At 72.0% G+C, this 22,341-nt stretch carries 19 protein-coding genes and 1 pseudogene; 6 read left to right on the top strand and 14 right to left on the bottom strand.

All coding sequences use genetic code 11. From position 1 onward, the window contains the following. Positions 1-123: 123 nt before the first annotated feature. Both AB0M79_RS10565 and AB0M79_RS10560 read left to right on the top strand, forming a co-directional pair. On the top strand, positions 124-1,110 hold the full coding sequence (locus tag AB0M79_RS10565) for an MBL fold metallo-hydrolase (RefSeq protein ID WP_364210677.1): 987 nt from the start codon (positions 124-126) through the stop codon (positions 1,108-1,110). A gap of 3 nt (positions 1,111-1,113) precedes the next feature. After that, positions 1,114-2,418, top strand: a complete 1,305-nt coding sequence (locus AB0M79_RS10560) for an SAM-dependent methyltransferase (RefSeq protein ID WP_364210674.1) — start codon at positions 1,114-1,116, stop codon at positions 2,416-2,418. Between the two features lie 8 nt (positions 2,419-2,426). Here the strand turns inward: AB0M79_RS10560 and AB0M79_RS10555 are convergent, their stop codons facing one another. Beyond that, positions 2,427-2,834 carry a hypothetical protein gene (locus AB0M79_RS10555; protein WP_364210671.1) on the bottom strand — a complete coding sequence of 136 codons (408 nt, stop codon included), beginning with the start codon at positions 2,832-2,834 and terminating at the stop codon, positions 2,427-2,429. A gap of 419 nt (positions 2,835-3,253) precedes the next feature. Here AB0M79_RS10555 and AB0M79_RS10550 point away from each other — a divergent pair, with 419 nt between their 5' ends. After that, complete coding sequence (locus AB0M79_RS10550) at positions 3,254-3,700, top strand: helix-turn-helix domain-containing protein (RefSeq protein ID WP_364210996.1); 447 nt, start codon at positions 3,254-3,256, stop codon at positions 3,698-3,700. A gap of 72 nt (positions 3,701-3,772) precedes the next feature. On the opposite strand, the gene AB0M79_RS10545 is transcribed toward AB0M79_RS10550, so the two are convergent. The 5 genes from AB0M79_RS10545 to AB0M79_RS10525 form a co-directional block, all read right to left on the bottom strand. Further along, a complete protein-coding gene (locus AB0M79_RS10545; RefSeq protein ID WP_364210668.1) occupies positions 3,773-4,771 on the bottom strand; it encodes a hypothetical protein in 999 nt (332 codons plus the stop codon). Beyond that, positions 4,764-4,982 (bottom strand): cation transporter, encoded by a 219-nt coding sequence (locus AB0M79_RS10540; RefSeq protein ID WP_364210665.1) that lies wholly within the window; start codon positions 4,980-4,982, stop codon positions 4,764-4,766. The genes AB0M79_RS10545 and AB0M79_RS10540 overlap by 8 nt, the downstream gene beginning before the upstream one ends. A 12-nt stretch (positions 4,983-4,994) precedes the next feature. Continuing rightward, complete coding sequence (locus tag AB0M79_RS10535; protein WP_364210662.1) at positions 4,995-5,315, bottom strand: metal-sensitive transcriptional regulator; 321 nt, start codon at positions 5,313-5,315, stop codon at positions 4,995-4,997. A gap of 68 nt (positions 5,316-5,383) precedes the next feature. Further along, positions 5,384-7,522 (bottom strand): DEAD/DEAH box helicase, encoded by a 2,139-nt coding sequence (locus AB0M79_RS10530; RefSeq protein ID WP_364210660.1) that lies wholly within the window; start codon positions 7,520-7,522, stop codon positions 5,384-5,386. 79 nt (positions 7,523-7,601) lie between these two features. Continuing rightward, positions 7,602-8,309, bottom strand: coding sequence for a DUF305 domain-containing protein (locus tag AB0M79_RS10525; RefSeq protein WP_364210657.1), 708 nt, complete (start codon positions 8,307-8,309; stop codon positions 7,602-7,604). Positions 8,310-8,736: 427 nt separating this feature from the next. On the opposite strand from AB0M79_RS10525, the pseudogene AB0M79_RS10520 reads away from it, so the two are divergent. Next, positions 8,737-10,047 (top strand): annotated as a pseudogene (locus tag AB0M79_RS10520) (hypothetical protein); the annotation flags it as partial. 378 nt (positions 10,048-10,425) lie between these two features. On the opposite strand, the gene AB0M79_RS10515 reads toward AB0M79_RS10520, so the two are convergent. The 6 genes from AB0M79_RS10515 to AB0M79_RS10490 form a co-directional block, all read right to left on the bottom strand. Continuing rightward, on the bottom strand, positions 10,426-11,550 hold the full coding sequence (locus AB0M79_RS10515; RefSeq protein ID WP_364210654.1) for a branched-chain amino acid ABC transporter permease: 1,125 nt from the start codon (positions 11,548-11,550) through the stop codon (positions 10,426-10,428). Next, positions 11,547-12,437, bottom strand: a complete 891-nt coding sequence (locus tag AB0M79_RS10510; RefSeq protein ID WP_364210651.1) for a branched-chain amino acid ABC transporter permease — start codon at positions 12,435-12,437, stop codon at positions 11,547-11,549. The genes AB0M79_RS10515 and AB0M79_RS10510 overlap by 4 nt, the downstream gene beginning before the upstream one ends. 70 nt (positions 12,438-12,507) lie before the next feature. Continuing rightward, entirely contained in the window at positions 12,508-13,236 is a 729-nt protein-coding gene (locus tag AB0M79_RS10505) for an ABC transporter ATP-binding protein (protein WP_364210648.1), read from the bottom strand. Beyond that, positions 13,233-14,036 carry an ABC transporter ATP-binding protein gene (locus AB0M79_RS10500; protein ID WP_364210645.1) on the bottom strand — a complete coding sequence of 268 codons (804 nt, stop codon included), beginning with the start codon at positions 14,034-14,036 and terminating at the stop codon, positions 13,233-13,235. Before AB0M79_RS10500 ends, AB0M79_RS10505 begins: the two co-directional genes overlap by 4 nt. A gap of 5 nt (positions 14,037-14,041) precedes the next feature. Next, complete coding sequence (locus AB0M79_RS10495; RefSeq protein WP_364210642.1) at positions 14,042-15,247, bottom strand: substrate-binding domain-containing protein; 1,206 nt, start codon at positions 15,245-15,247, stop codon at positions 14,042-14,044. 316 nt (positions 15,248-15,563) lie between these two features. Next, the gene (locus tag AB0M79_RS10490) at positions 15,564-16,700 is read right to left on the bottom strand and encodes a glycerophosphodiester phosphodiesterase (RefSeq protein ID WP_364210639.1); all 1,137 of its coding nucleotides are present in this window, start codon (positions 16,698-16,700) and stop codon (positions 15,564-15,566) included. 219 nt (positions 16,701-16,919) lie between these two features. Here AB0M79_RS10490 and AB0M79_RS10485 point away from each other — a divergent pair, with 219 nt between their 5' ends. Together AB0M79_RS10485 and AB0M79_RS10480 are read left to right on the top strand one after the other, a co-directional pair. Next, positions 16,920-18,251 carry a potassium transporter TrkG gene (locus tag AB0M79_RS10485; protein ID WP_364210636.1) on the top strand — a complete coding sequence of 444 codons (1,332 nt, stop codon included), beginning with the start codon at positions 16,920-16,922 and terminating at the stop codon, positions 18,249-18,251. A gap of 25 nt (positions 18,252-18,276) precedes the next feature. Then, a complete protein-coding gene (locus tag AB0M79_RS10480; protein WP_364210993.1) occupies positions 18,277-18,963 on the top strand; it encodes a TrkA family potassium uptake protein in 687 nt (228 codons plus the stop codon). 14 nt (positions 18,964-18,977) lie between these two features. Here the strand turns inward: AB0M79_RS10480 and AB0M79_RS10475 are convergent, their stop codons facing one another. Together AB0M79_RS10475 and AB0M79_RS10470 are read right to left on the bottom strand one after the other, a co-directional pair. Further along, on the bottom strand, positions 18,978-20,711 hold the full coding sequence (locus AB0M79_RS10475; protein WP_364210633.1) for a protein kinase: 1,734 nt from the start codon (positions 20,709-20,711) through the stop codon (positions 18,978-18,980). An 80-nt stretch (positions 20,712-20,791) separates the two neighbouring features. Beyond that, positions 20,792-22,327 carry a fused MFS/spermidine synthase gene (locus AB0M79_RS10470; protein ID WP_364210630.1) on the bottom strand — a complete coding sequence of 512 codons (1,536 nt, stop codon included), beginning with the start codon at positions 22,325-22,327 and terminating at the stop codon, positions 20,792-20,794. Between the last annotated feature and the right edge of the window lie 14 nt (positions 22,328-22,341).

Below are 22,341 nucleotides of genomic sequence, written 5' to 3'. Positions count from 1 at the left end.
GACCGGCCATGCCGGTCCCCTGATCCATCTCCGCCGGCGGGCCTCGGCACACCGGGATGGATAGGCTGGAACCGCCGGCCCGCCGCACGCTGCGCAGCTCCGCCGGCGGCGAAGGAGACACCGATGTTCAGCCTGCACCGGGTCCGTAAGGACCTCGACGGGGCGCGGCGCTCCCGCGATGCCGCACGCCGGCCGGCCCGCTTCGACGACCGGCTCACCGCGCCACTGCCCACGTTCCGCGACATGGTGCGGATGTTCCGGGAGAGCGGTCCGCGGATGACCCATCCCGACCACGTGGCGCGCATCCCGGTCGAACGGTCGACCGCACTGCCGCCGGTGACCGCCGACGAGGTGCAGGTCACCTGGGTCGGCCACGCGACCTACGTGGTGCAGATCGGCGGGCTGACCGTGCTGACCGACCCGGTCTGGACGGACCGGATTCCCGGCGTACGGCCCCGCATCACCCCGGCCGGTCTCGACTGGGCGGCCCTCCCCCGCGTCGACGCGGTGGTGATCAGCCACAACCACTACGACCACCTCGACGCACCGACCATCCGGCGGCTGCCGAAGGACACCCCGATCCTCGTGCCCGCCAACCTGGCCGGCTGGTTCCGGCGGCGCGGCTTCGGCGACGTCACCGACTTCGACTGGTGGGAGTCGCGCGAGATCGGTGGTGTGCGGTTCGACTTCGTGCCGGCCCACCACTGGAGCCGCCGTACCCTGACCGACACCAACCGCAGCCTGTGGGGCGGGTGGATGTTCACCGCCGGCGACGGGTCCCGGGTCTACTTCGCCGGCGACACCGGCTACGGGCACTGGTTCGCCGAGATCGCGGCCCGCTATCCGGGCATCGACCTGGCGCTGCTGCCGGTCGGGGCGTACGAGCCGAACTGGTTCATGAAGCCGGTGCACATGAACCCGCCGGAGGCGGTCCGGGCCTGTCTCGACCTCGGCGCCAGGCGGATGTCACCGATGCACTGGGGGACGTTCGTGCTGTCCGCCGAGCCGGTGCTGGAGCCGCTGGAACGCACGGTGACGGAGTGGGCGGCCGCCGGCCGGCCCCGCGAGGACCTGTGGGACCTCCCGGTCGGCGGGTCGAGGAAGATCTGATCCATGCCCGAAGAGTTGACGGCGGTGCTCGCCGAGGTACGGACCCTCCTGCTCGCCCCGCACCTGACCCGGGCGGTGGCCGCCGGCCGCCGGCGCGGACAGACCCCGTCGGTCGTGCGCGCCGAACTGCGCCCGGTCGCGATCAAGGCCGGTCCCCGTCTACAGATCGTCACCAGTGACGGCGTCCGGCCGTACACCCGCAACGTGGCGGCGGGCGCGGAGGCCGAGGCGGCGGTCGACGCCCTGCTGACCGAGCCGTTCGGCAACTGGCACGTGGAGACCTCCGACGGCACGGTGCAGGTCCGGGTGACCAAGAAGGGCGACGCCCAGGTGCACCGGGCCGGCCCGGTGCCCGCCCGGCCCATGGCGGCACCCGCCGGGCCGGCGGCCAACACACCGGCGGCCGCCACGCCGGCTCCCGCCGCACCGGCAGCCACCGCACCGGCACCGGAGGCCGGCACCGCGCCGGTCGGGCCGGCGCCGGGCGGCCCGGCGCGGCCGGTCGCGACGGTGCCGACGGATGTCCTCGCCCACGACCGGCGCAAGGAGCACCTGCTCGCGCCGGGAGATCCGCTGTTCACCACGACCGGCGCCAGCGCGGCGAAACGACGGCAGGTCGACGCCTTCCTCCGCGCGCTGGCCGCGACCCTGCCCGAGGGTGACCTGCCCCAGCCGCTGCGGGTCGTCGACCTGGGCTGCGGCAACGCCTACCTGACCTTCGCCGCCTACCGCTATCTGACCACCCGCGGGATCGACGCCCGGGTGGTCGGCGTCGACGTACGGGAGGACCAGCGGGAACGCAACAGCACGCTCGCGGCGATGCTGGGGTGTGAGGAGTCGGTGGAGTTCGTCGCCGGCACGATCCTCGACGCCGCCGTCGACCCGGCGCCCGACCTGGTCCTGGCCCTGCACGCCTGCGACACGGCGACCGACGAGGCGCTGGCCCGGGCGGTGCGCTGGCGGGCCCGCTGGGTACTGGCCGCGCCGTGCTGCCACCACGACGTCGCGGCCCAACTGCGCCAGGTGCCCCCGCCGGAGCCGTACGACCTGCTCACCCGGCACGGCATCCTGCGGGAGCGGTTCGCCGACGTGCTCACCGACTCGTTGCGCGCCGCGCTGCTGCGGTTGAACGGCTACCGGGTCGAGGTGGTCGAGTTCGTCGAATCCCGGCACACCCCGCGCAACCTGCTGCTGCGGGCCCGCCGCACCGGGGCGTCCGCGACCCCCGAGCTACGCGCGGAGTACGACGCACTGGTCGGGCCGTGGCAGCTCACCCCGAAGCTGGCGGCCCTGCTCGCCGAAACCTGACCCGAGGCTCAGCGCCGACGGTCGCGGTCGCCGGCGCCGGGGGGCCGCACCGAGGTCAGCCCCTCGTAGGCCATCGTCGGGAACGGCACGACGTTGGCCGGGCTCTCGGCGTTGCCGGCGGCGGCGAAGGCGTTCCACGAGATGTCGACCAGCAGGCGCTTGAGTTCGGCGTGCCGTTGCGCCGCGTTCGCCTGCAGGGCCATCCGTACGCCGAGGATCACCGAGACGAGAGTGGTGGTGATCGCTCCGGTCGCGGCGAGCAGGTGCATGCCGGATGCCGCCCCCTCATCGAACGCCAGGACCACCAGCCAGATCCAGAAGCCTGCGGCGAAGACCGCTGCCTTGCAGACGAAGAAGAGGCTGACCGCACCGGGGCGATGCGGTGGCGGCGGCGGTCGGCTGTCTTGCGGGGCCATCGTGCGCTCCTGGGGGTGATCACTCGTCCGCCGTGGACACGGCCAGCGGACCTGCCGTCGGGGGTACGAACCGCCGGCCGGTTGATCCTATTTGATGCGCGCAATCACGGATGGTGAGACTGGCGATGCTGTCCGACAGATTCGGCAGGCCGATGTGATGTCCCGCTGCCCCCCGGTCAGCGGGACATCACGCCGGTGCTCCACGCCACCGCACATGGGCGGAGAGACGCCATCGTGTGCGGACCGGCCGGGAAGGAAGCGGCACGCCGGGCGCCGGTCCCACGGGTGGGACCCACGCTAGTACGTCCCGTTGATGAGACTAATCGCTCTATCAGCCGGCTCGCGAGCCCTTGTTGTGGTCTACCCTCCAACTGGACATGCTTCGGGTTGGCCGGAAGGGGGTTTGCCACCGCGTGGTCATACCTGACCGAGCTCAGCCGGCACCCCCGCCGTCCCCGTCAGGGGGCTCTCCGCAGGCGGCGTTCGCCCGCTTCGTACGGCGGGCGATCGACGATGCCAAGAACGAGCGCGGCTGGACCGTCACCGACCTCGCCGCCCGCACCGGGGTCGGGCGCTCCACGGTCTTCCGGTGGCTCGCCGGCGACTGGCAGGACTATCCCGAGCTGGCCAAGGTGCGTGGCTTCTGCGCCGCCCTCGACGTGCCGGTGTCCGCCGCCTTCCGGGCGCTCGGCCTGCCCGACCGGGAGATGTCCCCCGACCGGGTCCGGGCCGAGCCGCCGCTGGAAGCCGACGTCGAGGTGATCCTCGGCCGGCTCGCCGATCCGGCGGTGCCCGCCGAGGAGAAGAAACTCATCCGCGACATGTTGCGCTACCTCGCCCAGCGCCCGGTACGCCGGGCCGGCTGAGCCGGCCACCGCCGCTTCGCCTCCGGCGGGGCCGATCGTGACCGGTCATCGCAGGTCGCCGCCGGCCGGCGGTCAGCCCACCACGAGGGTGAACTCCGCGGTGTGCACCTGACCGGCCACCTGGAAGTCGAGGAAGAGCCGGTAACGGCCGGGGCTGGGCGCGGTCAGCCAGAACTTGATCGCCCCGCCGGCGAGTTCCGTCTCCGGATGCACGTGCACGTAGCCCAGGTCGCCGTCCCGGATCGTCACCAGGTGCCCGTACGCGCCGAGGTAGCGCTCCAGGCCGGCGACCGGGCTGCCGTCGCGGAACACCCGGAACTGCAGCGGCCGCGAGACACCCACCTGCGGCGTGCCCTCGTACGTCACCACGAACCCGTCGACGCTCGCTTCGCGGGCCGGCGCCGGCAGCGGCGTCGGCGCGTAGTCGCCGTTGGCCACCAGGTCGACGCCGAGGGTCACCGGGGTCTGCGTGCCGGCCGCGTCGACGGCGGTGAAGTCGGCGTACGCCCGCCAGATGCCGGGACCGGTCAGCGCGAGCGGGACGCTCCACGTGCCGTCGGGCGCCATCGTCGGGTGCAGGTGCTGGTAGCCGGTCAGGTCCCGGCGGACCACGATCATGTGCAGCGGCTTGTCGTGCACGATCGCGAACGTGGTCACGGTCTGCCGGTCGATCCCCTGCACGGTGAACCGGAAGTCGACGGCGGAGCCGACCCCGAGTTGGGTCGTCGCCGGCACCAGGGTGTAGCCGGCACTGCTCAGGGACAGGCCGCTGACGCCGTCGGGGCCGGTGGCCGGGCCGCCGGTCGAGTGGTCGTGGGCGCCGCCGGCGGCGGGCGGATGGGTGTGGTCGCCGGTGCCCGGTGCGTGGGTGTGGTCGCTGGTGGCACCGGGGGCGCCGGCGCCGCCGGTGGAGTCCCCGGCGGGCCGGCCGACGACCCGGCCCAGCCCGAAGCCGGCGACGAGCATGACGACCAGCCCGCCGACGAAGAGGGCGAGCCGGACCGTGGAGCGGTCGGGGTCCGGGGCGGCCGCCCTGGCCACCGGTGGCCGGGCCGGCGCGGTCTTAGGCACCGGCGCCGGCGAGTTCGTAGCCCGCCTCGTCGACGGCGGCCCGGACCGTGTCGAGCGCCAGCGGGGCGTCGCTGGTCACCGACACCGTGCCGGTCGGCAGCTCGACCCGCACGTCGGATACGCCGGGCAGCGCGGTGAGTTCGGCGGTCACCGCCTGCACGCAGTGCCCGCAGGTCATGCCGGCAACGGTGTACGTGTTGGTCACGGGCATCTTCGGGTCCTCCTAGGAGCGGACGAGTCGGGCGATCGCGTCGGACGCCTCTTTGACCTTGGCGGACGGGTCGGTGCCGTTCTGGGCGGCGTCCATCACGCAGTGGGCGATGTGCCCTTCGAGCAGGCCGACGGCGACGGCCTGGAGGGCCCGCGTCGCGGCGGAGATCTGGGTGAGGACGTCGATGCAGTAGGTGTCCTGCTCGACCATCCGGTGCAGGCCACGTACCTGGCCCTCGATGCGGCGCAGCCGACCGAGCAGGGCCTGCTTGTCGGCGGCGTACCAGTACTGGCCCGGCTCGTCGCCCGGCGGCGTGGTCTCGGCTTCCGTCATAGGGACGAGGGTATTCTCCCGGCGTATCCGCCCACCGCCCGCCGGGCGAGACGGTGCCGGCATGGTCGTCAGCCCGCGACGGCGAGCGCCAGCGGCAGGACCGCCGGCGCCCCGGACTGGCGGAGCAGCCGACCCACCATCGCCATCGTCCAGCCCGAGTCGACGAGGTCGTCGACGAGCAGCACCGGGCCGGCCAGTCCGTCGAGGGCCGCCGCCAGCCCGTCCGGTACGGCGAAGGCGTCGTGCAGCCCGCGTACCCGTTGGGCGCTGTTGCCGCGCGCACCGGAACCGGACGACGCGCCGGCCCCGGTCGCGGCGACCGTGCCCAGCAGCGGCAGCCGGCCCACCGACGCGACCCGCTCGGCGAGGCTGCCGACGAGCCGGGGGCGTTGCCGCGACCCGACCGCGACCACCCCGGCCGGGCGCTGCGGCCACCGGTCGTCGCCGTGCGCCCAGTCCTTGAGCACCTCCACCACCGCGCCGAAGACGTCGTCGGGCACCGGCCCGTCCGCCGCACCGGGTCCGACCAGTGCCCGCAGCCGGGTGCCCCATCCGAGGTCGGACAGTCGCCCCACGGCCCGGCCGGGCGCCGACTGCTCGCCGGGGCCGAGTTTGCCGCGCAGCGGTACGCCGATCGCCTCCAGGCCGGTCGGCCACAGCTTCTTCGACGGGATCTCGACGCCGGGCCGGCCGAGGAACGTCTGTGCCGCGGCGAGTGCGGGCGCCGAGACTTCGGCGGCGAACTGCGGTCCGGCGCACCGGTCGCAGCGCCCGCACGGCGCGGCGCCGGGATCGTCGAGGCAGCGGCGCAGGAACGCCATCCGGCAGTCGGTGGTGGCCGCGTACTCCCGCATCGCCTGCTGCTCGGCGGTGCGGGCGGCGGCGACCCGCTCCAGCCGGGCGGTGTCGTAGACCCAGGGCTCGCCGGTGGCGACCCAGCCGCCGCGCACCCGGCGGACCGCGCCGTCGACGTCGAGGACCTTGAGCATCAACTCCAGGCGGGCCCGGCGCAGGTCGACGATGGGTTCGAGGGCCGGCGTCGACAGCGGCCGGTCGGCCCGCTCCAGCGCGGCGAGCACCGACCGGACCTGCTCCTGCGGCGGGAAGGCCAGCGAGGCGAAGTAGCGCCAGATCGCCTGGTCTTCCGCACCCGGGAGGAGCAGCACCTCGGCGTGCCGTACGGCGCGGCCGGCCCGCCCCACCTGCTGGTAGTAGGCGATCGGCGACGGTGGCGCGCCGAGGTGCACGACGAACCCGAGGTCGGGCTTGTCGAAGCCCATGCCCAGCGCCGACGTGGCCACCAGCGCCTTGATCTTGTTGTCGAGCAGGTCCTGCTCGGCGGCGCGGCGGTCGGCGTCCTCGGCCTGGCCGGTGTAGGCCGCCACCGGATAGCCGCGGGAGCGCAGGAACTCCGCCGTCTCGCCGGCCGCCGCGACGGTCAGGGTGTAGACGATGCCCGAGCCGGGCAGCCGGTCGAGCTGGTCGGCCAGCCAGCCGAGCCGGTGCGCCGGGCTCGGCAGGTCGAGTACGGCCAGCCGCAGCGAGTCCCGGTCGAGGCTGCCGCGCAGCACCAGGGCGTCACCGAGTTGTTCGGCCACGTCGTCGGTGACCCGGGTGTTCGCGGTCGCCGTGGTGGCCAGCACCGGGGTGCCGGCCGGCAGGTTGGCCAGGAAGGTCCGCAACCGACGGTAGTCGGGGCGGAAGTCGTGCCCCCAGTCGGAGACGCAGTGCGCCTCGTCGACCACGAGCAGTCCGGTCGTCGCCGCCAGGCGGGGCAGCACCGAGTCGCGGAACTCCGGGTTGTTGAGCCGTTCGGGGCTGACCAGCAGCACGTCGACCGCACCGGCGTTGATCTCGTCGGTGACCTGCTGCCACTCGTCGAGGTTGGCCGAGTTGATGGTGCGGGCGGTGATCCCGGCCCGGGCGGCCGCCTCGACCTGGTTGCGCATCAGCGCCAGCAGCGGCGAGACGATGACGGTCGGCCCGGCGGCGGGACCGGCGTCGGCGGCGCGCAGCAGCGCGGTGGCCACGAAGTAGACCGCCGACTTGCCCCAGCCGGTGCGTTGCACGCACAGCACCCGGCGCTTGTCGACCACCAGCGCCTCGATCGCCCGCCACTGGTCGTCGCGCAGTCGCGCACCGTCTCCGGCGAGCCGGCGCAGCACCGCCTCGGCCTGCTCGCGTACCGCCGTACGCCCGGTGTCCACCCGACATGTCTACCAGCGCCGGCCGACAGCGCGCCGGCCCGCTTCGCGCAGGGCGCGCGCGGTGCGGCGCCGTGGGCCGCTACGTGGTGGCCAGCGCCTCGCGCATCCGGCCGATCTCGGCCTTCTGCTCGACGACGACACCGCTGGCCAGTTCGTTGATGATGTTGTCTTCGCCGAGCACCAGTACCTCGCCCGCCATGTCGATCGCGCCCTGGTGGTGTTCGGCCATCATGTCGACGAACAGCCGGTCGAACTCGGCGCCGCGGGCGGCGGTGAGGCGACTGAGCGCCTCCGCCGACTGCATGCCGGACATGCTGTGCCGGTGCCGCCCACCCGCGTCGCGGCCCAGGCCACGGTCGGCCAGCCAGGTCTCCAGTGTCTTGATCTCCGGATCCTGGGCGGCCAGGATCCGCTCGGCGATGCTCTTCAGCCCCGGGTTCTCGCCCCGGTCGGCCACCAGCCGCGCCATCACGAGCGCCTGCTCGTGGTGCGGGATCATCATCGCGACGAACCGCACGTCGGCGTTGTTGTAGGACGGTGCCGCCAGCGGCGTCACCTCGTTCGCCGGTGCCGTCTTCGCCGGCTCACCGGGGCGCCCGGGCATCAGCACCGGGGCGGTGGCGTCCGGCAGACCGGGCAGGTCGAGCGGTGCCGGCGGGCTCGGCTGGGCCGCCGGTCGCGGGCCGTCGTCGGGCAGCCAGAGGACCACCCCGGCCACCGCGGCAACCACCGCGAGCACGGCCAACTCGATCAGCACGAACGCCCGGATCCGTACGCCACCCAGCACAACTGACTCCCGCCGTCCGCCCGAGGTTGGCCGGGATCGTAACGCGCTCCTGACCTGCTACGGGAGGGGTCAGCGGCAGCGAAGATGATCCATTTGGTCCGGCCTGCGGCTATTCGTACCGGCGCACCGCCACCACAGTTGCGAAACCGTGATCAACATCGAACTCCCAGTGTGATCCACGTCACAATCGCCAGGTCAGGGGCCAGGTTATTGTGCCGACACCCTACTCACCCCCGACGAAGGGTGTCACATGTTAGAAACGTCCCCCCGAAGGTACCGGAGGCTGGCGGTCAGCCTGGCCGCCGCGGGTGCCCTCGTCCTCACCGCAGTCGTGGCGGCGCCCGCCAGCGGGTTCACCGACTCGGCCGAAGGCACGGACGCCTGCGACTCGTTCCAGGGCGCCGGCGACAACTTCGCCGAGTACTGCATCACCGAGGAGGCGGTCAACGACGCCGCCGCCACGTACGCCATCCCGGGTGTCGACGAGATCTCCAGCAGCCCCAACCTCGAACTGATCGCCAACATCCCCAAGTTCGGCGGGTTCGCCACCGAGAGCGCGTACAACACCGACCTGGCCTTCCAGGGCAACTACGTCATCGCCGGCAACTACCAGGGCTTCAACATCCTCGACGTGAGCACCCCCGGCTCGCCCCAGGTGGTCAGCCAGGTGGTCTGCCCCGGATCGCAGGGCGACCCGTCGGTCTTCGGCGACCTGCTGTTCCTCGCCGTGGACGCGCCGCGCAGCGACGACTCCTGCAACAGCGCGAGCGGATCGGCGGCCCAGCAGACCTCCTGGGAGGGCGTCCGGATCTTCGACATCAGCGACAAGGCGAACCCGCAGTACATCAAGTCGGTCCGGACCGACTGCGGCTCCCACACCCTGACGCTGGCGCCGGACAAGGCCGGAACCGACGTCTACGTCTACGTCCAGTCGTACGGCCCGTCGAACGGCGCCTTCTACTGCAAGCCGCCGCACGACAAGATCTCGATCATCAAGGTTCCGCTGGACAACCCGACCAGCGCCTCCGTCGTGGCCGCCCCGGTCCTGTTCCCGGGCACCGCCGGCAACACCTCCACCAGCGGCTGCCACGACATCACCACCTACCCGGAGCTGGACCTGGCCGCCGGCGCCTGCATGGGTGACGGCGTCCTCATGGACATCTCCGACCGGGAGAACCCGGTGATCATCAGCCAGGTCCGGGACACGAACTTCGCGTTCTGGCACTCGGCGACGTTCAACAACGCCGGCACCAAGGTGGTCTTCACCGACGAGCTCGGCGGCGGCAGCGGCGCGATCTGCACCAGCAGCTACCGGACCAACCAGGGCGCGAACGCGATCTACGACATCGTCGGCTCCGGCGCCGACCGCGAACTGGTCTTCAAGAGCTACTACAAGATCCCGCGGCTGAACAGCACGCTGGAGAACTGCGTGGCCCACAACGGCTCGCTGATCCCGGCGATGGGTCGCGACATCATGGTCCAGGCGTGGTACCAGGGCGGCATCTCGGTGATCGACTTCACCGACTCGGCCAACCCGGTCGAGATCGCCTACTGGGAGCGGGGCCCGCTCTCGGACACCCGCCGCATCCTGGGTGGGGCCTGGTCGACGTACTACCACAACGGCTACATCTACTCGAACGACATCCAGAAGGGCTTCGACGTCCTCAAGCTGGACGACCCGCGTACGAACAACGCGCGGGCGGTCGTGGCCTTCGAAGAGCTGAACGTGCAGACGCAGCCCAGCTACCCGGCCTGCACCACGGTCATCACCAACCGCATCAACGGCGGCCTGGACGTCAAGTCCGGCGTCACCTGCCTCGACGGTGCGAGCGTCAACGGCGCGACCAAGGTCGCTCCGGGTGCCGGCCTGATCATCTTCGACTCGAGCCTCAACGGCTCGATCACCGCGACCGACGCCACCGTGGTGTCGATCGTGGAGAGCAAGGTCAACGGCTCGGTGAAGGCGCCCGGCGCCGTCATCCGGGACAGCAAGGTCAACGGATCCGTGAAGATCTGATCCACGGCACGAAAGCTCCGGCCCGGCGGGATCCGCCGGGCCGGAGCCTTTTCAGCACTTGTGGTTACCGCGCCCCGTACGGGACGCCGGTACGACAGGTCAGCGTTTGCGGTTGGGAACCAACTGCCGCAGCGGGCCGAGCCGGCCGGCGAGGCTGGCCAGCCCGCCGGGGAAGAAGTAGACGGCCAGGATGAACACCGTGCCGAGCACGAACAGCGGCTGCGACAGCGGGGCGCTGAGGAAGCCGGGCAGCGCCTCGACCGCCGACGAGGTGCCGAACGCGGTCAACCGGTGGTCGAGATACATGTAGAGCATCCCGCCGATCACCGGTCCCCACCGGGTGCCCGGACCACCGAGCACCACCATGACCAGCAGCGACAGCGTCAGTTCCGACGAGGTGATGTGCGGTGACGCGCCGCTGACCAGCAGGGTGTAGACGATCCCGCCGGCCGCGGCGAGGGTGCCGGACAGGGTGAAGGCGACGAGCTTGAACCGGTAGGGATCGAGCCCGAGCACCCCGATCCGGCGCTCGTCGTCGCGCAACCCGGCGAGGACCCGCCCGGTCGGCGACGACGCCACCCGGTGCACGACGAACACCACCAGGGCCAGGTACGCCAGCGCCAGCCAGTAGAGGGTGTAGGTGTTGGCGACCCCGACGAAGAACGCCGGCAGCCCGGAGACGTCGAGCGGCAGCCCCTCCTCGCCGCCGGTGAGCCCGCCGAAGTCACGGGCCACCAGGATCGCGCCGACCTGCGCGAAGGCGAGCGTGACCATGGCGAAGGCGATACCGGCCGTACGCAGCGCGATCGCGCCGATCAGAGCGGCCAGGATCGCACCGCCGACCAGGGCGAACGGGGCGGCCTGCCACAGCGGCAACCCGGCCTTGGTGATCAGGATGTCGGTCCCGTAGACGCCGGCGGCGAAGTAGAGCGCGTGGCCGAACGACAGCATGCCGGTACGGCCGTAGAGCAGGTCGTAGCCGGCGGCGAGCCCGCCGTACACCAGGCAGAGGGCGAGCAGCTGCAGGGTGCCGGGCGAGTTCAGCGCCCCGTCGAAGACGCCCGGGATCTCGACCGTCACGTACGGCACGAAGACGAAGACGACCAGCGCCACGAGCGGTAGCCAGGGGCGCAGCAGGGTCCACCACCGCCGGGCCGGCGACGGCTCGGCCGGTGCGGCGGTGGCCGGTGACTCCGTCTTGGAGGGGGTGTCGAGGTCCGTCACGCCGTTGCCGCCTTCCCGGCGATGCCCTGCGGGCGCAGCAGCAGCACGATCGCCAGCAGCGCGACCACGCAGATGTCCCCGAGCCCGGAGGTGCCGTAGTAGTTGACGAACTGCTGGAGCAGGCCGACGGCGACCGCCGCGTACGCGGAGCCGACGACCGAGCCCATCCCACCGATGACCACGACGATGAAGGCGAAGATGAGCAGCGACCCGCCCTGGCTGGGCGAGACGGATCCGAAGTAGACGCCGCCGAGTGCCCCGGCCAGCGCCGCCGCCGCGCCACCGATCGCGAAGACCAGGGTGAACGCCTTGCGCACGTCGATGCCCAGCGCGGTGACCATTTCCCGGTTCTCCACCCCGGCCCGGATGACCAGGCCGTACCGGGTGTAACGGAGGAATCCGAGCAGCGCCGCCAGCACCACGGCGGCGGCGACGATCAGCAACAGCCCGGAGTTGGGCACCTTGGCACCGAAGACCGAGGTCACCCCCTGCGTCCACTGCGGACGCGGGAACGGCCGCGGGTCGGCACCCCAGGTCGCCTGGAGCAGCGCCACGCCGGCCAGTGACAGGCCGACGGTGACCAGCACCTGCTCGATGGTGCGGGAGTAGAGCGGCCGGATCATGATCAGCTCGACGAGCATGGCGACCAGCACGCCGGCCGCCACCCCGAACGCGACCGCGAGCACGAAGCCGAAGCCGTCGGCACCCGCGCCCGGCAGATTGCCGGCCGCCCACCAGGTCGCGTACGCCCCGACGGACAGGAACAGCCCGTGCGCGAAGTTGAGCACGTCGGCCAGGCCGAAAACCAGGGACAGGCCGGAGGCGACCAGGAAGTAGAGGGCGGACAGCCCCAGCCCGGTCAGGGCCAGCAGGATCACCGTACTCACGCCGCCACCTCGCTTCGCTCGGCGGCGCCGTGACCAAACCTGAGCCAACCGATTCGCTCGCTCCGCTCGCTCATGCGTGCACCCCCGACGACCCGACGCCGAGCAGCGACCTGGTCAGCTCGGCCTCCGACAGCAGCCGGCCGGCGTCACCGGTCCAGGCGACCCGGCCGGCGTCCAGCACGACCGCGTCCCGGGCGAGCCGCCGTACGACGGCCAGGTTCTGCTCCACCAGCAGCACCGGCACCTCGACGGCGACCCGTTCCAACACCTCGGCCACCTCCGTCACCACCTTCGGCGCGAGCCCCTTGGTCGGCTCGTCGATGAGCAACAACCGGTTGTCGTTGAGCAGGATCCGGCCGATGGCCAGCATCTGCTGCTGCCCGCCGGACAGCGATCCGGCCCGCTGCTTCGCCCGCCGGTCCAGCTCGGGGAAGAGTTCGAAGACCCGGCCGTACGCGGGGGCGCTGCCCCGCCGTTCGGCGAGTCGCAGGTTCTCGGCGATCGTGAGGCCGGCGAAGACACCACGGTCCTCCGGCACGTAACCGAGCCCGTCCCGGACCACCCGGTAGGTGGCCTGGTCGGTGATGTCCCGCCCGCCGATGGTCACGGTGCCCCGCACCTCGCCACCGCGCGGGGTGAGCCCGAGCACGGCCCGCAACGTGGTCGTCTTGCCGACCCCGTTGCGCCCGAGCAGGACGGTCACCCCGCTGCCGGCGACGTCGAACGAAACCCCTTGGAGGATGTGCAGCCCGGCGATCCGTACCGACAGGTCCTTGATCGAAAGGATCGGCTGAGTCATAGCGCCTCCCCCAAGTACGCCTCCTGGACAGTCGCGTTTGCCATCACGGTGTCGGGGGTGTCGCAGGCGAGCAGCGCCCCGTGGTGCATCACCGCGATCCGGTCGGCGAGTTCGAGGATCACGTCCATGTGGTGTTCCACCATGAGTACGGACCGATTGCTGTCGCCGGTCAGCGAGCGGATCACCGCGACCAGCTCCGGTACGTCCTCCGCGCTGACCCCGGCCATCGGCTCGTCGAGCAGCATGACGGTCGGTTCGCCGGCGAGCAGCAGGGCGATTTCCAGCTTGCGTTTCTCGCCGTGGGCGAGGGTGCCGGCCAGCGCCTCGCCCCGGTGGGCCAGCCCGACCCGGTCCAGCGCCCGGTCGGCGGCCTCGGCGACCGCGGTGTCCCGGGCCGCCCGCCGCCACAGCTTGAACGAGCCGCCCCGTTGCGCCTGTACGGCGAGCCGCACGTTCTCCCGTACGCTCAGCGACCCGAACACCGACGAGGACTGGAAGGTGCGGCCGAGTCCCCTGCGGGCCCGCCGGTGCGGGGGCAGCGCGGTGACGTCCTGCCCGCCGAGCAGCACCTGGCCGGTGGTCGGCGGACGCAGGCCGGAGATCAGGTTGAACAGCGAGGTCTTGCCCGCGCCGTTGGGGCCGATGACCCCCAGGAACTCGCCCGGCCGCAGGTCGATCTCGACGTTGTCGACGATGGCTACCTCGCCGATCCGCCAGGTCAGTTGCCGGGTGGCGAGGAGTGCCCCGGTGGCGGGGCCCTCCTCGCTCTGGCGCGTCGCCGGTGTGACGGAGGGGGGCACCGTCCTCAGCCCTTCATCGGCACGGCCGGCGGCGCGGCCTCTTCGGGGGCCAGGGTCTTGGTCAGTTGCGCGGTGAAGTCGGTGCCGCTGCCGGAGAGCGTGGCCTGGAACATCGGCTGCAGCAGGGCGTGGTCCTCGGCGCGTACGGTCGTCTTGCCCTTGACGCTGTCGAAGGTCCAGCCCTCCAGGCCGGCGACCATCTTGTCGACGTCGTCGCCACCTTCCTCGACGGCCCGGACGATCATCTGGGCGGCGGCGAAGCCGTCGGGGTGGAAGAGGTCGAGAACCCCGCCGGGTACGGCGGCCTTCGCGGCCCTGGCCGCCTCGTTGTCGGCGGCGCCGTCGAAGAAGTGGGAGAGGAACGAGATCTTGCTGCCGGCGGCGCCGAAGGTCGGCCAGGAGGCCCGGATGTCCAGGCCGGTGACGACCGTGGTGGCGGTGAGCACGCCCTGCTGGTCGAGGGTCTGCCACATGGCGGGGGCGGTGGTGCCGGCCCAGGCGACGAAGAGCAGGTCGGGCTTTGCCGCGGTGAGCTGGCTGGCGAACGGGGTGAAGTCGGTGGCGCTGGCCGGGGCGAGCACGCTGGTGACGGTCGCGCCGGCACCGCCGATGACGGCCTTGACGGCCTCCTCGTTGCTCTTGCCGAAGGCGCTGTCCTGGGCAAAGACGACGACCTTCTTGCCGGCGGCGTCGCCGATGAACGACTTGGCGGTCAGTACGTCCTGATAGGACTGCCGACCGGACCGGAAGGTGTACTTGTTGACGGCGGTGGCGCCGTCGGTCGCGGCCGGGCCGGAGATGAACAGCACCTTGTTCTGCGCGGCGAGCGGCGCGACCTGCAACGCCACACCGGAGGCGGTCGATCCGGCGAGGATCTTGTAGCCCTTGCCGATCAGGTCCTTGGCGGCCGAGACCGCCTTGGTCGGGTCGCCGGCGTCGTCGACCTCGGTGACCTCGACCGGCCGGTCGCCGATCTTGTTGGTGCCGCCGGTGGCGTGGGCGAGGCCGGCGCGGAAGCCCTCGATGTACTGCTTGCCGTACGTGGCCAGCGCACCGGACTGCGAGTAGACCAGGCCGACCTTGACGGGTGCGGCGCTGTCACCGCCACCGGTCGCGCTTTCCTGAGGGCTGCCGCACGCCGCCACGACCAGGGCCGCGGCCATCACAGTGGCAGCGGCGGTGAACACCCGCCGCGTCGTCCTAACGGTCATTGTCACTCCACGTGAAGAGACTCGGAGGGAAATCTCGTTGTCGGCCCACGCTAGGGAGTGACGTCACCCACGATCTATGTGGCGGAAACCCACAAGTAACGGCACGGAGGTATCTGCCCCGGACAGGTCGGACCGGCCGACATCGGCCGGAACGGCCATCGATGGCAGCCGGGGCCACGCCGGCCGGCCGTACTGTGTCGATCCGCACCACCGAACCGGGCTGGAGGTCACGACACGATAACGCGGACCGCCGTCGGGTGGGAGGTTTCCGCTCCCGCCCGACGGCGGCCGTGGATGACGCTCGGTGGCGCCCGGGTCAGCTCAGCGCCGCGCGGGCCGCGACCGCGGTGTCCGGGTGGTCGGTGAAGACGCCGTCGACGCCGGCCGCGAAGAGCAGTTCGTACTCGGCGTAGATGTCGCCCCGGGCGTTCGGGTCGGTGCCGATGCGCAGGTCGACGGGGAGGAACTGGTTCTCCGCCCGCGACGTCCAGGTGTGCACGACCAGGTCGTGCCGGTGCGCGTCGCGGACCAGCTTGGTCGCCGGCAGCAGCCGGCCGGCGGCGTCGCGTGGCAGGACCAGGTTCTTCTGCGCGCCGATGCCGTCGGCGTAGCCCGCGATCCAGCGCAGGCCGGCCGGGGTCACCAGGTCGGCGTAGGTGCGGGGGTCACCGGCGACGGTGAAGTCGTACGGGCGACCGGACGCGTCGACAAGCTGGGCCAGCCGTACGTCGGTCAGCCGGGCGAGCTTGCGCAGGTTGGCGGTCTCGAAGGACTGGATGATCACCGGGTCCTTGCGCTTGGTCATCCCGTTGCGCTTGAGCACCTTGACCAGCGGTTCCTCCAGCGCCAGCCCGATCGACTGGAAGTAGGTGGGGTGCTTGGTCTCGGGGTAGATGCTGATCGTGCGGTTGCGGGCGCGGCCCTCCCGCTTGGCCAGGTCGATGACCTCCTGGAGGGTCGGCACCTGGAACTGGCCGTCGAAGGCGGTGTTCGTCGGGCGGACCAGCGGCAGCCGCTCCTTGGCCCGCAGCGTCTTCAGCTCGGCCAGCGTGAAGTCCTCGGTGAACCAGCCGGTGACGGTCACCCCGTCGATGGTCTTGGTGGCCCGCCGGTCGGCGAACTCGGGGCGGGTCGACACGTCGGTCGTACCGGAGATCTCGTTCTCGTGCCGGGCGACCAGCTCGCCGTCCCTGGTCGGCACCAGGTCCGGCTCGATGAAGTCGGCGCCCTGCCGGATCGCCAGCCGGTAGGCCTCCAGGGTGTGCTCCGGCCGGTAGCCGCTGGCGCCCCGGTGCGCGATCACCGTCGGGCGGTCGGATGCCCTGGTCCCCTTGTCGGCCACGGCCGGGGCACTCGGGACCGCCACGGAACCGACCACCAGCAGCGCGCCGGCCAGGCCAAGGGCGGAAAGGGTACGTCGCAACGCCGTCTCCTCGTCGTCGGGTGCGATCACGTGCGCGCGGGTACGGCGCACTCGCGGCCCGAGTCAAACGGCGCGCCGCGACCATCGATTGATCCGCACCTGTCCATCCGGTGAACCTCGCGGGTGGGACTGGTGGACCGGCCACCACCGTTCACCCGGCCGCGGCCGGAGCCCGGTCCGGGCCCGCCTGGCGATCAGCCTCGCGGAACCGCCATCAGCCAACCACTCAGCGTGATATGAACAGCCACGATGCGCCGGCCGCTGCAGCACCCCGCCCGGATCGTGCCGCTGGCGTTCCTGTGCGCGATCGCCGTGGGTACGGTCCTGATGCTGCTGCCGGTGACCAGGGAGGGGCCGGGCGGGCCGAGCTTCGTCACCGCGCTGTTCACCGCCACCTCGGCGGTTTCGGTCACCGGCCTGACCGTCGTGGACACGGCCACCTACTGGTCCGACACCGGCCATGTGCTGATCCTGGTCCTGGCACAACTCGGCGGCTTCGGCATCCTGGCCGTGGCCACCCTGGTCAGCCTGCTGGTCTCGCAGCGGCTCGGGTTGCGCAGCCGGTTGGTGGCCCGGGCGGAGAGCAGCCTCGCGCTCGGCGACGTGGGGCGGGTGCTCGGCCGGATCGCGCTGACCATGCTCGTATGCGAATCGGTCATCGCCGTCTTCGTCGCCGGACGCCTGTGGATCCACTACGACTACCCGTTCGGCCGGGCCGTCTGGTACGGCGTCTTCCACGCCGTGCAGGCGTTCAACAACGCTGGTTTCGCCCTCTACAGCGACAGCTTCGTCCGCTTCGTCGGCGACTGGTGGATCTGCCTGCCGCTCGCCGCGGGCATGGCCGCCGGCGGTCTCGGCTTTCCGGTGCTGTTCGAACTCGCCCGGCGGCTCGGCCGCCCGGCCAACTGGTCGACACACACCCGGCTCACGGTGTGGGGCGGGCTGGTGCTCGCCGTCGTCGGCCTGCTGGTCTTCCTCACCTTCGAGTGGAGCAATCCGCTCACGCTGGGCCCGCTCGGCGTCGACGAGAAGCTGATCGCCGCGATCTTCCAGGACATGTCGACCCGGGCGGGCGGCTTCAACAGCCTGGACTTCAACGCGATGAACACGGAGACGACCGTGGTCGCGATCGTGCTGATGTTCATCGGCGGGGGCAGCGCCAGCACCGCCGGTGGCATCAAGATCACCACGTTCTTCCTGCTGGCGTACGTGATCTGGGCCGAGGTGCGGGGTGAGCCCGACGTCGTGATCGGCCGGCGCCGGATCGCCGAGACCACCCAGCGGCAGGCGATCACGATCGCGCTGCTCGGCGTCGCCGTGGTCACCGGCGGCACGCTGCTGCTGATCGCGCTCACCGACGGCGTGCAACTGGACCGAGCCCTGTTCGAGGTCACCTCGGCCTTCGCTACCGTGGGGCTGTCCACCGGGCTGACGTCGAACTTGCCGCACAGCGCGCAAATCGTCCTGATCGTCCTGATGTTCATCGGCCGGGTCGGCACGATCGCGGTCGCCTCTGCGATCGCACTCAACGCCCGCACCCGGCTCTACCGATACCCGGAGGACCGTCCGATTGTTGGATGACGAGCAGGGCGTACCGCAGGGGCCGTTGGGCCCGGCACAGGGCGCCGGCCGGGCGCCGACCGCCGCGGAGGGCGTCGCGGTCCTGGGTCTGGGCAGGTTCGGCGGGCAGGTCGCCGCGTCCCTGCTGCGGCTCGGACACGAGGTGCTCGGCGTCGACGACGACCCCAAGCTGGTGCAGCAGTGGTCCGATCGGCTGACGCACGTGGCGCAGGCCGACACGACGGACAACGAGGCGCTACGCCAGCTCGGTGTGCCTGATTTCGGGCGGGCCGTGGTCGGCATCGGCACCGACATCGAGGCCAGCGTGCTGACCGTACTCGCGCTGACCGAGATCGGGGTCCAGGAGATCTGGGCGAAGGCCGTCTCCACCAAGCACGGCAAGATCCTGTCAGCGGTCGGCGCCCAGTACGTGATCTACCCCGAGGCGGCGATGGGCGACCGGGTGGCACACCTGATCACGAGCCGGATGCTCGACTTCATCGAGTTCGACGACGGGTTCGCGATCGCGAAGATCCGCGCCCCCGAGGACATGGTGGGGCGCAACCTGGCGGACCTCGGGCTACGGACGAGATGGGGCGTGACGGTGGTCGGGGTCAAGACGCCGGGACAGGAGTTCGACTACGCGCAGGCGAGTACCGTGATCCCGGAGGGCAGTGTGCTCATCGTGGCCGGCACCACCGAGCAGGTCCAGCAGTTCGCCGCCACCACCTGACGGGCACCCGCCGCTCAGTCGTCATCGTCATCGTCGTCGCTGTCGTCATGACCGTGGCCGCTGTTGTTCTTGTTCTTGTTGTTGCCGTTGTTCCCGTTCCCGTTCCCGTTCCCGTTCCCGTTCCCGTTGCCGTTGCCGTTGTTTCCGTTGCCGCGGTTGCCGGACCCGCGGTCGCTGACCTTCTCGGTGCGGCCGCTGTCGGCGGTGGCCGGTGGCGGGGCGGCGCCCTGCGGGTTGGCGCCCGCGACGGCACCGCCCACCTGCTCCTGCTGGCCGGCGACCCCGCTGACCCGTACCTCGCACGGCTCGCCGTCGAGGTGGAACCGCACCGGAAGCGCGTTGGCCGTCGCGTACGTCCCGGTCAGCGTGATCCTGACCGCCGCGCCGGCCGCGAGCGCGTCGGTGCCGGCGGGGGGCCGGACGACCACGTCCTGCCCGGCCTGCCGCCACGCCACCGGCTCGCCGTGGACCATCGTCTGGTCGCCGGGCAACGCGAAGGTCAGCGTCCAGCCCTGCCGGACGCGCCCGTCGTTGGTGAGGGTCAACTCGGCGTCGAACGCCCGGCCCGAGTCCGAGCGCAGCGCGTAGTCGACCTGGCAGGCCGCGGCCGGCTGGTTGCCCATGGCCAGGCTCGTCGGCTCGTCGCCGGTGGCCGGGCTGCCGGTGCTGGCCGCCCAGCCGACACCGGTGACCGCGAGCATGGCGGCACCGGCCATCGCGGCACCGACCCGACGGCGGACGCCCGGCGTACGCCCGGACCACCAGCGCCGCACCGGACCGGGAGCCGGCGTGCCGGTCGACGCCGGCAGCACCCCGGTCGCCGCAGCGCCCGGCAGGATCGTCGTACCGGCGAGGGCCAGGCTGCCGTCCGCGTCGCCGGCCGCCCCGACGGGGGCCGGTGACACCGGTACGATCCCGGCCAGCCCGACCGTGGTCGCCAGCGTACGGGCGACCTCGGCGCTGGTCGGCCGGTCGGCCGGTGTCTTGGCGAGGCAGCGCCGGACCAGGTCGGCGACCTCGTCGGGCAGCCCGTCGACGGGTGGCAGCGGCGCCGGATCGGCGTGCCGGTGGTTACGCAGCATCTGGGTGGTCGTGTCCGCCTCCCAGGGCAGCCGGCCGGCCAGGCAGCGGTAGAGCAGCAGGCCCAGGGCGTACACGTCGGTGGCCGTCGAGACCTGCCCGGCGTCGAGCCGCTCCGGCGCCAGGTAGGCGGGGGTGCCGAGCAGCTTGCCGTCCGGGTCGGTGTCGCTCTCGCCGGCGAGGGCGGAGATGCCGAAGTCGACCACCTTGGCGCCGGTGGCGGTCAGCATGACGTTGCCCGGGGTCACGTCGCGGTGCACGACGCCACGGGCGTGTGCCGCGGCCAGCGCGGACGCGACCTCGGCGCAGACGGCGACCGCGTGCCGCCAGGGCAGCGCGCCGTACCGGCCCAGCCGGGCTTCCAGGGACTGCCCGTCGACCAGTTCCATGACCACGTACGGGACGGGTACGCCGCCGGTCCAGTTCTCGCCGAAGTCGTAGACGTTGGTGATGTGTGGGTGGATCAGCCGGGCCGCGGCCTTGGCCTCCACCCGCAGCCGGTGCCGGAACGACCGCTCGGAGGCGAGTTTGGCGGCGAGCACCTTGATCGCCACCTGCCGGCCGAGCACCTCGTCGTAGCCGCGCCAGACCACCGACATGCCGCCGGCGCCGAGTTCCTCCACCAGCCGGTAGCGGCCGCCCAGCAGCTCGTTCCCCACCCCATGCATGATCGGATGGATGCCCCCGGATCAGGGATTTCAATCGCGACAACCGAAATCGGTCAGCGGCACCGGCCGGCGCCGCCCGGTCAGCCGACGGTCAGGAGCTGGTCGACCGGGGCGTACTCGTCGGTGAGGACGCGGGCGCCGTCGACGAAGCGGTCGAGTTCGGCGCCGGCGAGCAGGGTGGCCGGCTCGTCGATGGAGGTGTCGAGCCCGTGCCGCAGGGCGTCGAGGTCGAGCGGGGTGTCGGAGGCGACGATGAGGAAGTTGGCGCCCTCTTCGCCGGCGAGCCCGGCCGGCGGGGCGACGACGGCGATGTTCGGGAAGACGGCGGCGACGGTGGCGAGCTGGGCGCGGATGAAGCGCAGCGGCGGGTAGTCGATCACGTTCATCACGTAGATGCCGCCGGGCCGGGTGATCCGGTGCACCTCGGCGGCCATCTCCCGGGTCGCCAAATGCCAGGGCACGGTCAGGTGGCCGAAGGCGTCGCCGACGACGAGGTCGGCGCTGTCGGTGGGGCGCTCGGTGACCAGCATCCGGGCGTCACCGACGACCGGTTCGAGGTCGGGGCCGGGGCGTACGTCGAGTTCGCGTTCGCCGAGTTCGACCAGCCCGCCGTCGATCTCGAAGACGATGTTGTCGGTGCCGGGCCGGGTCGCGGTCAGGTAGCGGGGCACGGTGAACCCGCCGCCGCCGAGGTGTACGGCGTCGAGCGGCTGGCCGGGCGGTGCCATCACGTCGGCGACCGCTCCGATCCACTGGGTGTAGGCGAACTCCAGGTGGGTCGGGTCGGCGAGGTCGACGTACGAGTGGTGGGCCGAGTTGAGCACCAGCAGCCGGCCGGTGGAGTTGTCCGGGTCGACCTCGACGGACGCGCAGTGGTATTCGGTCTCCACGTCGCACGGGTCGGGGGCGACGGTGGAGACGGTCACCGCGCCCAGACCGACGATCGCGACGAGCACCTTGGTGCCGGTCCGGCCGGGGATCGGCACGCCGCCCTGCCGGCGCAGGTAGCCACCGACGACGAGGCCGGTGACGCCGAGCACCACGGCGAGCCCGAGGATGATCACGGTGCTGCTGAAGACGGCGACCAGCACGAAGCCGGTGCCCAGGGTGGCGGTGATCGCGCCGAGGGTGCCGATGCTGGACAGCTTGCCGACCACCTGGCCGGTGTGCCGCAGGTCGCCGAGTTGCAGCTTGACCACCAGCGGGGTGACCGCGGAGAGCAGCGCGGCGGGCACCACGACGGCCAGCGCGACGAGCAGCAGCATCCCGGGCGCCGCGCCGCCGCGCAGCAGCTCACCGGCGTAGCGGACGACCGGGAGGGTGACCGCGGTGGTGATCGCGGAGATCACCAGGGCGGGGGCGAGCAGGGTACGCGGGTCGCGGCGGTCGGCGAGCCACCCGCCGAACCAGGTGCCGTACGCGATCGCGGCCAGCGCGATGCCGATGACCGAGCTGGTGACCTGGAGGGTCACCCCGACGTACGGCCCGACCAGGCGCAGCGCGGCGGTCTCCAGGACCAGCACGGCGCCGCTGGACAGGAAGACGAGCGCGGCGGCGAGGCCGTTCGGGAGCGGGCGGCGCAGCTCGTCGGCCGCCTCCGTGGTCGCGGTGTCCATCGCTGCGATGGTAC

The organism is Polymorphospora sp. NPDC051019, assembly GCF_040683055.1.
Taxonomy (GTDB): Bacteria; Actinomycetota; Actinomycetes; order Mycobacteriales; family Micromonosporaceae; genus Polymorphospora; species Polymorphospora lycopeni.
Note: the sequence above shows the minus strand (reverse complement) of the source record. Positions and strands in the feature narration are given on the sequence as shown.

Excerpts from the sequence above, each read along its gene's own strand:
- AB0M79_RS10495 (WP_364210642.1), bottom strand. The coding sequence starts at position 15,247 with ATGACCGTTAGGACGACGCGGCGGGTGTTCACCGCCGCTGCCACTGTG.
- AB0M79_RS10555 (WP_364210671.1), bottom strand. The coding sequence starts at position 2,834 with ATGGCCCCGCAAGACAGCCGACCGCCGCCGCCACCGCATCGCCCCGGT.
- AB0M79_RS10540 (WP_364210665.1), bottom strand. The coding sequence starts at position 4,982 with ATGCCCGTGACCAACACGTACACCGTTGCCGGCATGACCTGCGGGCAC.
- AB0M79_RS10565 (WP_364210677.1), top strand. The coding sequence starts at position 124 with ATGTTCAGCCTGCACCGGGTCCGTAAGGACCTCGACGGGGCGCGGCGC.
- AB0M79_RS10560 (WP_364210674.1), top strand. The coding sequence starts at position 1,114 with ATGCCCGAAGAGTTGACGGCGGTGCTCGCCGAGGTACGGACCCTCCTG.
- AB0M79_RS10475 (WP_364210633.1), bottom strand. The coding sequence starts at position 20,711 with ATGCATGGGGTGGGGAACGAGCTGCTGGGCGGCCGCTACCGGCTGGTG.
- AB0M79_RS10535 (WP_364210662.1), bottom strand. The coding sequence starts at position 5,315 with ATGACGGAAGCCGAGACCACGCCGCCGGGCGACGAGCCGGGCCAGTAC.
- AB0M79_RS10505 (WP_364210648.1), bottom strand. The coding sequence starts at position 13,236 with ATGACTCAGCCGATCCTTTCGATCAAGGACCTGTCGGTACGGATCGCC.
- AB0M79_RS10470 (WP_364210630.1), bottom strand. The coding sequence starts at position 22,327 with ATGGACACCGCGACCACGGAGGCGGCCGACGAGCTGCGCCGCCCGCTC.
- AB0M79_RS10485 (WP_364210636.1), top strand. The coding sequence starts at position 16,920 with ATGCGCCGGCCGCTGCAGCACCCCGCCCGGATCGTGCCGCTGGCGTTC.